The sequence below is a fragment of the Marinomonas sp. BSi20584 genome (assembly GCF_002792415.1).
In the GTDB taxonomy this organism is placed as follows: Bacteria; Pseudomonadota; Gammaproteobacteria; order Pseudomonadales; family Marinomonadaceae; genus Marinomonas; species Marinomonas polaris.
In genome coordinates this window covers 45,618-60,128 of sequence record NZ_KZ454886.1, presented here as the reverse complement: position 1 = coordinate 60,128, position 14,511 = coordinate 45,618, and the positions used below count along the sequence as shown (strand labels likewise).

The window sequence follows — 14,511 nt, the reverse complement described above, 5'->3', positions numbered from 1 at the left end:
TTCACAAAGAGTCTTTATTTTTTAAGACTCTTTCTTTAAAAACAAACCAATCCACGACATCATTTGATTAGAGTGAATGTCGCTACTTTCAAGAGAGCTTAAAGCAGTCTTGGCTTGTTCTTGGGTAAGTTGCTTACCATCGTATAAATTGACCAAGGCTTTTTCATACACTTTGGAAAACTCAGGATGCCCCTGAAAAGTCAAAATATGATCTTCATAAAGCAAGCCTGCATTTTCACAAAACTCTGAACGTAAAATCACTCGCGCACGCGCAGGCTTTTCAACGACCTGATCCTGATGGAAGGCACACAAGGCAAGCTCTTTAGCCTCTGGAAGCACTGGCAAAGACCCACATACATCATATTGATGAATGCCTACGCCCCAGCCACCTTGGAATTTTTCAACGCGTCCGCCCAATGCACGAGCAATGACTTGATGGCCAAAACATATGCCGACTAAAGGACGCTGTAACTGATCGATATCTTTGATCAAAGCGCACAAACGCAGAATCCAAGGCTCATCAGAATATGCATCGGCTTTAGATCCGGTAATCAACCAAGCATCACATTCTTCCGCATGACTTGGGAACTCATCCAAACGCACGTCATAAGTGACAAAGGAAAAATCCTTTTGCATTTTCCCAAGCTGTTCGGCAAACATATTGGCGTAGGTTGGGAACTCACCCAGTAAAGAATCAGGTGTAATACCTGCAGCAAGAATACCGATCTTCATTCATTTATCCTTAAAATGTTTTTCAATAAGCAGCACTATTTATTCGCATCTTTAAAGCGATTCTGTCTATGCATAATCACAATCGCCGCGATCACCGCAATCGACACCGTCACTATCATCAAGGTTGCCAAAGCATTCACTTCTGGAGTCACGCCTAAACGGACTTTCGAAAAAATCACCATTGGCAAGGTGCTGTTACCCGGGCCAGAAACAAAACTAGCGATCACTAAATCGTCCAATGACAAGGTAAAGGACAACAACCAACCAGAAATAATTGCGGGTGCAATCAAAGGCAAAGTAATCAAAAAGAACAAAGATGTAGGTTTGGCGCCCAAATCCATCGCCGCTTCTTCTAATGTCTCATCTAATGAAGCCAGCCGAGATTGCACTACTACAGCGACATAGGCCAAACAAAAGGTTGTATGAGCAATCACTATGGTGGTTACACCACGACCAGCAGGCCAGCCGAACATGCTTTCCAAAGACACAAACAACAACAGCAAAGACAAGCCGGTGATCACTTCTGGCATTACCAAAGGTGCCGTCACCCAGCCGGTTAACATAGCTTTGCCAGCGAACTTACGCATTCGACTCAGGACAAAACCCGCCAAGGTGCCCAATATAGACGCCATGGTCGCACTGATAAAAGCGATTTTCAGACTTACCCAAGCCGCACTCATAATTTGCTCGTTACGGAACAATTCGACGTACCATTTTAACGACCAACCGCCCCACACTGTGACCAGTTTGGATTCATTAAAGCTATACACAATCAAGGCAATAATCGGCGCATACAGAAACACAAAGCCCGCACCAGCCATTACTTTTAAAGCTACTGAACTGCCCTGTTTCATTCGGCCTCCTTATTGCTGTTTCGCATAAACATAATTGGCCCAACCAAAACAATCAGCATGACCACCGCCACGGCAGATGCCAAAGGCCAATCACGATTTAAAAAGAACTCATCCCACAACACACGGCCAATCATCAAGGTATCCGATCCACCCAACAAGGCCGGAATCACATATTCCCCAACCGCTGGAATAAACACTAACAAACAGCCAGCAATAATCCCCGGCTTCGCCAATGGCAAGGTCACCAAGAAGAACGACTGATAAGGCTTCGCACCCAAATCTTGCGCAGCATCAAGCAGGTTTAAATCCATTTTTTCTAAAGTGGTGTACAGGGGCAGAATCATAAACGGCAAATAGGTATAAACAATGCCAAGATAAACGGCAAAGTCGGTTTGCAGAATTTGTATTGGCTGATCAATAATGCCCGTAGCCAATAAGAAATCGTTAACCAAGCCATTCTTTTTCAACAACGCCATCCAAGCGTAAACACGCAATAGAAAAGACGTCCAAAAAGGCAAAATAACCAAAGCGAGCAAAATCGTCCGCATGGTGGGACGACTACGAGCAATCAAATAGGCTATCGGAAAACCAATTAGCAAAGCAAAAAACGTCGATATGGCCGCTATTTTTAACGAGCTTAAATACGCATCCAAATAAAAACGTGATTCAAACAAATACAGGTAGTTGCCAAACGTCACTTTAAAAGTGAGATAAGCATTGCTCGAATCCCATTGCAGCAAAGGTGAATACGGCGGCACCGCAATCATGGCTTCGGCTAGAGATATCTTGAAAACCACCAAAAAAGGAATAAAGAAAAACGCTGCCAACCACAACATTGGCACCAGAATAACCGCCGTTCGCCCCAAACGCAGCTTACTCAACATCATGCTACTAACACAACGCAGCTATCCGCGTCCCAAGAGAGAAAAACGCGATCTTCCCATGTTAAACGGTTGCCCATTTCGCGAGACACATTGGGCTGAGTAATACGAATTTCTTTGCCGGAATTAAGGCGAACTTTGAATATCGACTGGCTGCCCATATAGGCCACATCTGAAATCACACCAGTTGTCGCATTTACTTCTAAGTCGATTGGCTCACGACTAATACGGATTTTTTCAGGACGAATCGCCACGCTCACATCTTGATTCGGCGCACAGCTAATACCATGATCAACTTGCAATAATCCGTCGATATCGGCACTACGCATCGATGTAGTATCGCGTTCGTCATCAATCACAGTGCCATCAAACAAATTAACATTACCGATAAATTCAGCCACAAATCGATTCTGTGGGTACTCATACACTTCGTGAGGTTCTGCCGTCTGCACAATATCGCCATTGTTCATCACACCAATACGCGTTGCCAAAGTCATGGCTTCCTCTTGATCATGAGTCACAACAATAAAGGTAATACCTAATTCATCCTGCAAGCGCATTAATTCAAACTGAGTTTCTTCACGCAGTTTTTTATCCAAAGCACCCAAAGGCTCGTCTAACAGCAAGAGTTTTGGACGCTTTACCAAGGAGCGAGCCAAGGCAACACGCTGACGTTGACCACCAGACAACATGTGAGGTTTGCGTTTCGCTAAATGACCTAACTGAACCATGCCTAAGATTTCAGCAACGCGCTTATTCACTTCTGCGCTTTTTAATCCTTCACGCTTCAAACCGAAAGCCACGTTGGCTTCGACCGATAAGTGCGGGAACAAGGCATAAGATTGAAACATCATATTAACCGGACGTTCCCAAGGTGGAATTCCCGTCATATCAACGCCATCAATGAGAATACGACCGGACGTTGGCTCTTCGAATCCTGCCAACATACGTAACAAGGTACTTTTCCCTGAACCTGAACCACCCAATAAACAAAAAAGTTCATTGCGATAAATATCAAGCGATACCGAATTCACCGCAGTAAACTGGCCAAATTGCTTGGTGATTTGTTCAATTTGCACAAATGGTTTAGCGTCTTTTTGACGCCATGTCGGCACAGATTGCGTCTGTACAGTAGAAGTATTGGGAAAAGCAGACATAACCTACGACCTATCCAAATGATTGAGCGAAAAAATGGCGGAGCAAGAAAGCTCCGCCGATACGTCGATTAACGACCAGTTTTGATATTTGTCCATGCACGAGTCAAAGAACGATCAAAACGCGCCGTATGAGCAACTTGTACATAAAGCTTATCCTTCACCGCTTGCGTAGGATAAATACCCTTGTTGTTAACAACTTCATCGTCCAACAATGGCTCAGCAGCTTTATTCGGCACGGCATAATACACATAGTTAGAAATCGACGCAGCCACTTCTGGGCGCAAGATATAATTAATAAATGCCAATGCCGCCGCTGGATGTGGTGCATCCGCTGGAATCGCCATCAAATCAAACCACACTAAGGTACCTTCTTTCGGAATCACGAAATTGATATCAACACCTTGATTGGCTTCTTCTGCTCGGCCTTGGGACTGAAGAATGTCGCCGTTATAACCGATAGCAACACAAATCTCGCCATTCGCTAGATCAGAAATATAGGTACTAGAATGGAAATATTTAATAAAAGGACGAGCTTGGCTCATCAATTTTGCCGATGCTTCCAATTCTTTCGTATCTTCAGTGTTTGGATCAACCTGACGGTAATTATTCGCGATAGACATCACTTCGGCTGGTGAATCTAATACTGCAATGCCGCAGTCTTTCAATTTAGCTGCGATCTCAGGATTGAATAAAATATCCCATGAATCAATATCACTGGTGCCCAAACGTTCTTCGATCATTTGCGTGTTGTAACCAATACCGATTGTTCCCCAAGCGTAAGGAATATTATGCTGGTTGCCCGCATCATGTTTTTCGATTTGTTTAAGTAAGGTGCCATCCAAATTACCAATGTTGCTTAACTTACTCTTATCGATAGTCTGATAAACACCCGCTTTTACTTGGCGTTCGAAAAAGGAGTTCGACGGCATAACAACATCGTAACCAGAACCGCCAGCCATCATTTTGGCTTCTAGAGCTTCGTTACTGTCGTACACATCGTAGTTCACTTTAATGCCAGTTTCAGCGGTAAACTGCTCCAAAGTACCTGGTGCCATATAGTCAGACCAGTTGTAAATATTAACGACGTCTTGTGCGTGAAGTGTTGCAGAGCTAGCCGCACATGCGAGCATAAAACCAAGCGTTTTGTTTTTCATTTAGGGATCTCCCACTATTTACTAATAAATAAGCTAATAACATTGGCCAAAGCCAACGTTTAAACTTTATAAGTACGCTTCGTATTCCACATCGGAAATACGCCCATAGATTTTTTCCTGCTCTTGCTCCTTCACCGCACTAAACACTCGGACAAAGGTGTCACCAAGATATTCACACATAAATGCACTGTCTTTAAACGCTTCCGTCGCCAATTCCCAACGATTTGGCAAGGCTTCATAGCGTTCATAAACGGCGTACGCGTCCCCTATAATTGGCTCAGGCGGTGACATTTTGGCTTCTATACCATGCAATGCCGCGCCCAATATTGCCGCCAACACAAGATAAGGGTTCGCATCCGCACCCGCGACTCGATGCTCTATACGACGAGCCTCGCATTCACTTTCCGGTATGCGTACCGCAACAGTGCGGTTCTCATAACCCCAACTTGCAAAAGTTGGCGCATGAGCACCATTTTGAAAACGACGGTAAGAGTTCATATGTGGCGCAAATACCAGCATAGATTCCGGCATGTGATCCAACAAACCTGCCACCGCTTGATGAAGCAGCAAAGAGCCATCTTCATCACCGTTATCAAATACGTTTTTGCCCGTTTCATCCAGCAAACTAAAATGCACATGCATCCCGCTGCCGCTTTTATTGGCGTAAGGTTTCGCCATAAAGGTGGAACCCAAGTCATGACGACGGGCAACACCTTTGACCAAGCGTTTAAAGAGGATCGCATGGTCGGCGGATAATACTGCGTCATTGGTGTGTTGCATATTAATTTCGAACTGTCCTGGGCCTAATTCTGACACTATCGTATCAGCTGGGATTCCTTGGGCTTCGCAAGCCTCACGAACCTCGGTAAAAAAGCCTTCCAAACCATCCATTTCATCGATCGAATAACAGTCTGTTTCGCTCAGTCTTCGGCCATTTCCATCGTTAATAATTGGCTCTTCTGGACGACGTTTAAATTCAGATTCACCATCCAATAAATAAAACTCCAGCTCAGTCGCCACTACTGGCGTTAGACCCAATGCTTTATAACGATCAACAATACGCACAAGAATCTGCCGTGGATCTGGATAAAAAGGTGTGCCATCCATATTAAACATCATGGCTAACACTTGATCTCGGGGCGATTCCGCCCAAGGCACAGAAGTCGGCTCATCATAAACAGGCATGCAAACGCCGTCGGTATCTCCGGTTTCAAAAACCAAACCATTGGTAAGAACATCATCACCCCAGTTGTCAAAGCCAATAACCGATTGCGGCAATTTAACGCCTTGGGCCATAACAGTGTCTAAACCACTCGCAGGGATGCGCTTACCTCGAAGATTGCCATTCAAATCGGCAATAAATAAATCAAACTCTGTGTTCCCTTCGTTCATTTCCGACATATAAAATACTCTTCTAAAATGGGGCAACAGTTAGAAAGTCGCTGTATAAAAGCTGAACTTTGCGTCGATACCGATCATTTAATGGATTGTTTTTATTCACTCCTGATCACAATAATTTCACATTACCCTAAGCAAATGTTATGAGTAACTATCCCCAAGTGGGTATATGCAAAAATGATGGCAAGTCTTTATAAAATTTAAGTAATTATTCAACTGCTGCATTAGCATGTGATGGAAATCAATTTTTGAAATAAGACTCTCTCAGGAATATAGGCCAACGCATCAAGATGGATCGATAAAAATAAACATGGAAAAAAATCGCCCTAATTTGAAGCAAGAAAAAAATAAATCGAGGCAGGTATGCAAAAAAACATCACCTTAGAACATCCAAACATTTCAGAGCTAATTCGGGACTTGGCCACGCTAACCAACTACGTTCGTGTACCTAGTTTCCCAGCCATGTTAGATGTTTTTTTGAGTAAGCTTTGCCATTTCGACACCATTACCATCATCACTTACAAAAAAGCCCTCAAACCCATATTGATTCACCCACAAGACCCAGCACAACAAAGTGCTGCGCTGCGCTTTTATTTGAGTAAAGCCTATCTTTTAGATCCTGTTTTTAATGGTATTCAGCAAGGAATTTTGCCGGGGATTTATCGTCTGGTGGATTTGTCTCCCGACTCCTTTGAAGATACCGAGTACTACCAAACTTGTTATCGCGATTTCGACTTGGTAGATGAGATCAATCTGATCATTCCGCTGAATAAAGACACCACGTGCGCGATTTCATTGGGGAGAAAAAAGGCCATTGGCTCAATCCGCCGCACCGAACTGAATCACCTAAAAAGCCTGTTTCCTATGGTTGATGCGCTTGTTAGTCAATTTTGGTTATCCCAAGAAAGCGAATATGTAGAGAAAACCACCAGCTCTGGGCCGCTGAACTACGCATTAAAAACCTTTGCACGTGGTGTACTCACTAATAGAGAGCAGGAAGTGCTGGAATTGTTGTTGCGTGGCCATTCGTCAAAATCCATTGCAGATCTATTAGAAATAAGTACGGGAACAGTGAAAGTCCATCGCAAGAATATCCACTCCCGACTCAATACTTCGACGCAATCGGAAATTTTCACGTTATTTCTGACTCATCTAGATCATCATGATGAAACTAGACGAGCCTCGTAGCGCTGATCGCTGATCGATAAACGCTAGAGATTAAATACCTAACTTATCTCGCAAACTATAATACGCTGCGCCCATTGCCGTATAAGGCACACGCAATAAACGGCCACCTGGAAATTGATATTGCGGCATGCTGGCAAACACCTCATAGCGCGAAACATCACCTTCGATAGCGTCTGCCAAAATCTCGCCCATTAAATGAGAGTTTGTTACACCATGCCCCGAATAACCTTGCGCGTAATACAGGTTATCGCCAATTTTACCTACTTGCGGCATACGCATCATGGTTAATAAGAAATTTCCCGTCCAAGCGAAATCAATCTTAACGTCTTTCAACATAGGATAAGTTTTAAGCATTTTACGGCCAATAATCGATTCGATTTTTTCCGGTTCACGAGCACCATAGGTAGTACCACCGCCGTAAATCAAACGTCCATCGCCAGATAATCGGTAATAATCCAATAAATAATTACCGTCTTCCACACAATGATCCGTAGGCAATAACTGCTTTTGTAAATCCTCAGAAAGCGGTTCAGTAGCAATGACCTGAGTGCCACAAGGCATGGCTTTTTTCTCCACTTCTGGAATCAAACCAAACACGTAGGCATTTCCCGCCACCACGACAGTATCCGCGACAATCGAACCATTTTCCGTGATTACTTTGGCAGGCTTGCCTTGCTCAATCCGAATGACTTTTGAATCCTCATAAATCACGCCACCTGAAGATTCAAACGCCCGCGCCTGACCCAAGACCAAATTCAAGGGCTGAATATGACCACCATGAATATCTAGCAAGCCACCCGCATAACGTTCGGAGCCAATATGATCTTGAATAGAAGACGCGGACAATAGCGTCAGACCTTCGTGTCCATGTGCTTCCCAAAGGGCTTTTTTCGCTTTTAGCAATTCGAACTGTTTAGGGTTGCAAGCAGCGAAAATATTACCCGTTTTCAAATCGCAATCTATGTTGTATTTAGCCACGCGTTGACGAATCAAAGCTTGACCCGAAAACGCCATCGCCGCCATTTTTTCACCAATAACCTCACCGTATTGGTCGGTAATGTAGTCAATATCGCGATTAAAACTATTTACTATCTGACCACCATTACGACCAGAAGCACCAAAGCCAATTCGAGTACCTTCTAATACCACCACTTTGTGGCCCCTTTCGGCCAAACTCAACGCGGTCGAAATACCCGTAAATCCGGCGCCAATCACACAAACATCAAAACGTTGCTCACCCGTTAATTTAGGGCGCAACACCTTATCGTTGGCAGAATCTGCGTAATACGAGTTCACATGACTTGGTGAAGGCATAAACTAGGTACTCCTTTCGAAAGCATTAATCTTTAACCATTATGATTAAAGGCGTATCCAAGTGTTTTTGATTTCAGTGTATTTTTCGAGCGCATGCCAAGATTTATCACGGCCATTGCCCGACGCTTTCACGCCGCCAAACGGTACCGTGGTATCGCCATCGCCCCAGGTATTTACCCACACCATGCCAGATTCAAGCTTACGACTAACACGATGCGCGCGAGACAAATCATTGGTCCAAATCGCCGCGCCTAATCCATATTTAGAGTCGTTGGCAAGCTCAATGGCCTCTTCTTCGGTTTCAAAGGTCATCACCGCCAACACAGGGCCAAAAATTTCTTCTTGCACGAAACGCATCGAGTGATCGGCATCAGAGAAAATCGTCGGATTCATAAAGAAGCCTTTGCCTTGCTGATAATCAGGCACACCGCCAAGCTCTAGCGTTGCTCCGTCATCGATGGCACTTTGAATAAAACCAGACACATTATCAAACTGAGCTTTGTCGACCATTGGCCCCATTTTCGTCGCTGGATCAAGTGGATCTGCTGGCACATATTCACGGGCAGCTTTTAATAGCTCGACCATAAATTCTTCTTTGATACTGCTGTGTAAATACAAACGTGAGCAAGCAATGCAGACTTCTCCTTGGTTGGTGAAAATAGCCGTTGCGGCGCCTTTTGCTGCGGCTTTTATGTCTTTGCAGTCATCAAACACTAAACAAGGCGATTTGCCACCAGCTTCCAACCAAACGCGCTTCATGTTGGATTGACCTGCGTACTGCATCAACATCCCAGCCACACGGCTAGAGCCAGTAAACGCCAAGGTACCAATATCATAATGTAACGCCAGCGCCTTGCCCGCCGTATGACCAAACCCTGGCAATACATTAAACACACCATCAGGCATGCCAGCTTCAGTCGCTAATTGAGCAATGCGTAACGCACTTAATGGTGATTTTTCAGAAGGTTTCAAAATGACGCTATTACCTGCGGCAAGTGCAGGTGCAATTTTCCACATCACCATCATCAGCGGGTAATTCCACGGTGTAATAATGGCAACCACGCCGAGTGGCTCTCGGCTAATTAAGGCAAGGTTCTGTGAATTCGTTGGTGCGATTTCGCCATACAGCTTATCGATGCATTCTGCCGACCAGCGCAAGCAATCAAGTGAATCTGGCACATCAATGCCGACCATCTCGGAAATCGATTTACCCATGTCGAGGGTATCAATCAAGGCTAACTCGTCTTGATGTTGTTCCAACAAGTCTGCCCATTTCTGTAAAATACGCTTGCGCTTACCTGGCGCTAATTCCGACCAAACACCGCTTTTGAAGGTTTGTTTTGCTGCAGCCACAGCCAGATCAACGTCGGCGCTGTCGCAGCTAGCGACCTTGGCAAGTAAGGACTCATCGGTTGGATTGATGCAATCGAATGTATCGCCGCTTTGCGCAGCGACAAATTGTCCATTGATGTAAGCGTTATGTGGCAGCTTAATGGTAGCTCGTAACGCTTGCCATTCTTGATAGGTTTTCATTTTATGTCCTTTCTTAAATGGTTCATTTTTCTCTTTGTCTTCTAAACTAACTGAGCTGGATAATAAAACACCATATCCCTTAGGAGGTATGTGATTTGCATAAGATATTGCCATGTTGCAATCCGTACCGTCACAATTTATGGGCTATGATAAAGTTTAGCCTAAGAATACGGGGCTTATGATTGCAATAAGAGACTCATTCGGTATAGTCAGCCGAAATAATGATCAACCCGACCCATTATGAATTTTATGTTTACTATAGAAATCCCAAAAGGACACTAAATGTTAAAGCAAACCCTGTTTCCAATCTGGAGTCTGCTCATAGGTATTGCCGTTCTCACTATGGCAAGCGCCTTGCAAAGCTCATTGATCGGTATTCGAGCCTCTATCGAGGGGTTCAATACAACGGCGACAGGTTTGATTATGTCCGCTTACTATCTTGGCTTTATTCTTGGTTCCCTTTTGGTACCAAACTGGGTCAAAAACGTGGGTCACATTCGAGTTTTTGCTGCTGTGGCATCTTTGGCTTCTATTACCATTTTGATGCAATCCGTTGTGGTTAACCCATGGTTCTGGATGTTAATGCGGATGGGCACGGGCTTATGTTACGCAGGTCTATTTATTGTGACAGAAAGCTGGTTAAACGACATCGCGACCAACAAAACTCGCGGCCGTTTATTTTCGATTTATATTATCGAAATCTGGGCAAGCCAAACCATCAGTCAGCTCTTATTGAATCTATCATCTCCTAGCGGTTATGGTTTGTTCATCTTAACTTCGGTATTAATTTCCTTAGCCGTAGTACCACTATTGTTGGTTCGTACACCATCACCTACCATCAACGTACCAGAAAAACTCAACATTCTTGGTTTGATTAAAACCGCACCTCTTGGTGTTACGGGTGTCACCATAGCTGGGGCAACCTCGGGGGCGTTATTGGGGCTAGGCGCGCTCTATGCCAAAACCATCGGATTAAATATTGCTGAAATTTCGATTTTCATCGGTGCAAGTTATGTTGGCGGGATGCTGCTGCAATGGCCAATAGGTAAACTTTCTGATCGCCAAGACCGTCGTGTAACCATACTGTGGGTCGGTGTTGTCGGCGCATTAGCGGCCTTTATTGTACCGCTAGGTGGCGGCATAAATAGCCAAATACTAATGATGATTGGTATGTTTGCGGTGGGGGCGTTTACCTTCCCTATGTATTCACTTGCCTCTTCTCATATGAATGACCAATTACGCCCCGAGCAAATCCTCTCTGCTAGTAGTGGCATGATATTGCTGAACGGCATTGGCGGTATGTTAGGGCCTCTAATAGCTGCGGCATTAATGGATACGCTGCAAATAAACGCCTTATTCTGGTTTGTCGCTAGTCTTAATATGACGGTTGCACTAGTTGCACTGTATCGTATCAACCGCAAGCCAGCTATGATCATCGAAGAGCAAGGGGATCAAATCCCTGTTGCCCTTACGGTATCTTCTGTCGCAACCGCAGAAATGCTTGTCGAGGCTGACTCTTCTAACACAACAGTAGAAGAAAAAAGCCATGAGGTGGAAATCAAGCTTTAACCAGCTAAGCTCTCAAAATAACTAACGCTCAAAATAACTAATACTCAAAAACAACCACACAATGCTTGCTCTATTAAGACAAGGGTTGTGTGGCGATTTTAAGAGCAATACTCCAAATCAAAATCGCGTTAATGCGATTAAACCAACGCCAGAAAGACGCTTTTTCTAACCACTTAGCACAAAGCTTTCCGACTAAAGCCAAAGACAAAAACCACAGCACTGACGCACACACACCACCAAAAACAAACTCCCATTTTGATCCTTGCCATTGGTTTGCCAAGCTGCCCATTAAGATCATGGTATCCAAATAGAAATGCGGATTAAGCCAAGTCACCGCAAACCCCATCATCACCAGTGGCCATAAAGCGAGACGCTTACTGTATTGCTGTAAAATCAAATGCTCTTCTTGGAAAGACGCTCGCCATTTACCTAAGGCAAACCACACCAAAAAAGCCACCCCCGCCCAACGGGATGCCGATAATAACCAATCATGACTTTGCAAGATTAACCCTAAGCCAAACGCACCAAGCGCAATAGAAATGGCATCGCTCAAAATAAACAACAAGGCAATCGGAAACGCATAATGTCGCTTCAAGGCTTGCTCTAATAAAAAGCTGTTCTGTGCACCAACCGCGACAATCAAACCGCCGCCCGTAATCGCTCCACTCACAAATGCCAGCACAATCTTCTCCAATTTATCTATTGCCTAAAAAATTTCGTCTAAAAAGTACCTTTTAAAACGTGTCTTCTAAAAAGTGGCTTGATCTTACGCAAAGCAGGCACTAAATTAAAATCAATTAAACTAAAGTTATATTAGATAAAATTATGATGGATTATAAAGCGCTATCCTCTCTCCATGCTGTTTTGAAATTCCAAAGTTTTGACAAAGCGGCAGAATATCTGCATCTAACGCAATCCGCAGTGTCACAAAATATCAAACGTTTGGAGCAAGAATGCGGTCGCCCTTTGCTTATTCGCGCAAGACCAGTGGTTGCTACACCGCTTGGTGAACAACTTCTGGCGCATTTCAACAAGGTCACCATGCTCGAAGAAGGCTTACAAGAAACCATTCAAGGCAATCAGGCGACTCAACCAATCAGCATTGCGGTGAATAACGATACGCTCGCTACTTGGTTTACCAAGGTGGTCAGCCAGTTTTCTGCAACAGATTCCACCAAGCTACATATTAAAGCCGCCGACCAAGCTAAAACTCGCGCCTTATTACAGACAGGTGAAGTGGTCGCTTGTATTAGTCAAATTGGTACGCCAGTGTCTGGTGGGGATTCAATATTTCTTGGCAATATGTATTACGAACTGGTTGCAACACCAAGCTTTATTAAAGAGCATTTAAGAGGTGACCTTAGCGCTGAAGCTGTTCTAAAATCCCCATCTTTGATTTATGACGAACATGATGAACTCTGGGCGCGTTATCAGAATGAATGCTTAGAGGTCAAAACCGATATTAGCCACAGCCATTGGTATCCATCCTCCCATGGCTTTGTTGAGTTAGTAATGGGTGGCACAGTCTGTGCTTTAGTACCTAGTATTCAAATTAAACAGAAAATAAAAAGCAAGAAACTGGTATCCTTGCTGCCAAACAAGCGGCTGGCCTTGCCTCTTTATTGGCATTGGTACAAACTTAATTCACCTGTACTGGATCGGTTAACTAAGGTGATAAAAAGTGTCACACGAGATGCACTATAATGAGTGCGTCGCCGAAACAGGCTGGCTATGTCGTATTTCTTAGACAGCCACTTAACAAAGCACAAAGCCATTTTTAAGGAAAAATTATGATTCGCAAATGTCTATTCCCTGTTGCTGGTTATGGCACACGTTTTTTGCCTGCCACTAAGTCCATGCCAAAAGAAATGCTTCCGATTGTAAACAAGCCTTTGGTTCAATATGGCGTAGAAGAAGCGGTCAAAGCGGGTTTGGACAATGTTACTTTTGTAACGGGTCGTGGTAAACGTGCTATTGCTGACCATTTCGATATCAGCTACGAGCTTGAGCATCAAATTGCCGGCACCAACAAAGAAAAATACCTAGATGAGATTCGTTACTTAATCGACAACGTTAACTTCTCTTTTACTCGTCAAAACAACATGTTAGGTCTAGGTCATGCTATTTTGACTGGCGAGCCACTTATTGGCGATGAAGCTTTCGGTGTGGTACTAGCAGACGACCTTTGCTTTGGCGAAGACGATGGCGTAATGGCACAAATGGTTAAACTGTATAACCAGTTCCGTTGCACCATTGTTGCTATTGAAGAAGTACCAGAAGACGAAGTACATAAGTACGGTGTGATCCAAGGTGAATCCATGATGGAAGGCCTGTACCGTGTTACCGACATGGTGGAAAAACCATCTAAAGAAGAAGCGCCATCGAACCTTGCGATTATCGGTCGTTACATTTTAACACCCGATATTTTTGACAAGATCCGCAATACACCAGCTGGCCGTAACGGCGAAGTTCAAATCACCGACGCTATCTTGCAACAAGCAAAAGAAGGCTGTGTATTGGCTTATAAATTCAAAGGCAAACGTTTTGACTGTGGTAGCGTTGACGGCTTCGTTGAAGCAACCAACTTCTGCTACAAGAATATTTATAAAGATGCGACCGAAGCGTAATTTAGCTCACAGCAAATAATTGCACCAAAATAAAGCAAATACAGAAACAAAAAACCAGTGTCATTTGACACTGGTTTTTTTATGCATGATTGCAACTTGATACT

The 14,511-nt window shown here is 44.0% G+C and carries 13 protein-coding genes; 4 read left to right on the top strand and 9 right to left on the bottom strand.

The window, feature by feature from the left end; all coding sequences use genetic code 11:
* Window positions 1-21: 21 nt before the first annotated feature.
* The 6 genes from TY87_RS16165 to TY87_RS16140 form a co-directional block, all read right to left on the bottom strand.
* Window positions 22-732 (bottom strand): glutamine amidotransferase-related protein, encoded by a 711-nt coding sequence (locus TY87_RS16165; protein ID WP_100187858.1) that lies wholly within the window; start codon window positions 730-732, stop codon window positions 22-24.
* A gap of 35 nt (window positions 733-767) precedes the next feature.
* Window positions 768-1,586: an ABC transporter permease subunit gene (locus TY87_RS16160; RefSeq protein ID WP_100187857.1), complete on the bottom strand. Its 819-nt coding sequence runs from the start codon at window positions 1,584-1,586 to the stop codon at window positions 768-770.
* Window positions 1,583-2,473: an ABC transporter permease subunit gene (locus tag TY87_RS16155; protein ID WP_012071189.1), complete on the bottom strand. Its 891-nt coding sequence runs from the start codon at window positions 2,471-2,473 to the stop codon at window positions 1,583-1,585. The genes TY87_RS16160 and TY87_RS16155 overlap by 4 nt, the downstream gene beginning before the upstream one ends.
* A complete protein-coding gene (locus tag TY87_RS16150) occupies window positions 2,470-3,624 on the bottom strand; it encodes an ABC transporter ATP-binding protein (RefSeq protein ID WP_072841106.1) in 1,155 nt (384 codons plus the stop codon). Before TY87_RS16150 ends, TY87_RS16155 begins: the two co-directional genes overlap by 4 nt.
* Window positions 3,625-3,692: 68 nt before the next feature.
* Window positions 3,693-4,778: a polyamine ABC transporter substrate-binding protein gene (locus TY87_RS16145; RefSeq protein WP_072841107.1), complete on the bottom strand. Its 1,086-nt coding sequence runs from the start codon at window positions 4,776-4,778 to the stop codon at window positions 3,693-3,695.
* Window positions 4,779-4,844: 66 nt separating this feature from the next.
* A complete protein-coding gene (locus tag TY87_RS16140) occupies window positions 4,845-6,179 on the bottom strand; it encodes a glutamine synthetase family protein (protein ID WP_072841108.1) in 1,335 nt (444 codons plus the stop codon).
* Window positions 6,180-6,539: 360 nt separating this feature from the next.
* Here TY87_RS16140 and TY87_RS16135 point away from each other — a divergent pair, with 360 nt between their 5' ends.
* Window positions 6,540-7,364, top strand: a complete 825-nt coding sequence (locus TY87_RS16135) for a response regulator transcription factor (RefSeq protein ID WP_100187856.1) — start codon at window positions 6,540-6,542, stop codon at window positions 7,362-7,364.
* 30 nt (window positions 7,365-7,394) lie between these two features.
* Here TY87_RS16135 and TY87_RS16130 read toward each other — a convergent pair whose 3' ends face one another.
* The gene (locus TY87_RS16130) at window positions 7,395-8,678 is read right to left on the bottom strand and encodes an NAD(P)/FAD-dependent oxidoreductase (protein ID WP_100187855.1); all 1,284 of its coding nucleotides are present in this window, start codon (window positions 8,676-8,678) and stop codon (window positions 7,395-7,397) included.
* 45 nt (window positions 8,679-8,723) lie between these two features.
* Entirely contained in the window at window positions 8,724-10,211 is a 1,488-nt protein-coding gene (locus TY87_RS16125) for an aldehyde dehydrogenase (RefSeq protein WP_100187899.1), read from the bottom strand.
* Between the two features lie 282 nt (window positions 10,212-10,493).
* On the opposite strand from TY87_RS16125, the gene TY87_RS16120 reads away from it, so the two are divergent.
* Window positions 10,494-11,780, top strand: a complete 1,287-nt coding sequence (locus TY87_RS16120; protein ID WP_072841111.1) for an MFS transporter — start codon at window positions 10,494-10,496, stop codon at window positions 11,778-11,780.
* Window positions 11,781-11,853: 73 nt separating this feature from the next.
* On the opposite strand, the gene TY87_RS16115 is transcribed toward TY87_RS16120, so the two are convergent.
* The gene (locus TY87_RS16115) at window positions 11,854-12,462 is read right to left on the bottom strand and encodes a LysE/ArgO family amino acid transporter (RefSeq protein ID WP_100187854.1); all 609 of its coding nucleotides are present in this window, start codon (window positions 12,460-12,462) and stop codon (window positions 11,854-11,856) included.
* Window positions 12,463-12,605: 143 nt separating this feature from the next.
* Here TY87_RS16115 and TY87_RS16110 point away from each other — a divergent pair, with 143 nt between their 5' ends.
* Window positions 12,606-13,484 (top strand): ArgP/LysG family DNA-binding transcriptional regulator, encoded by an 879-nt coding sequence (locus TY87_RS16110; protein ID WP_100187853.1) that lies wholly within the window; start codon window positions 12,606-12,608, stop codon window positions 13,482-13,484.
* Window positions 13,485-13,570: 86 nt separating this feature from the next.
* Window positions 13,571-14,407 (top strand): UTP--glucose-1-phosphate uridylyltransferase GalU, encoded by an 837-nt coding sequence (galU, locus tag TY87_RS16105; protein ID WP_072841113.1) that lies wholly within the window; start codon window positions 13,571-13,573, stop codon window positions 14,405-14,407.
* Window positions 14,408-14,511 lie beyond the last annotated feature (104 nt).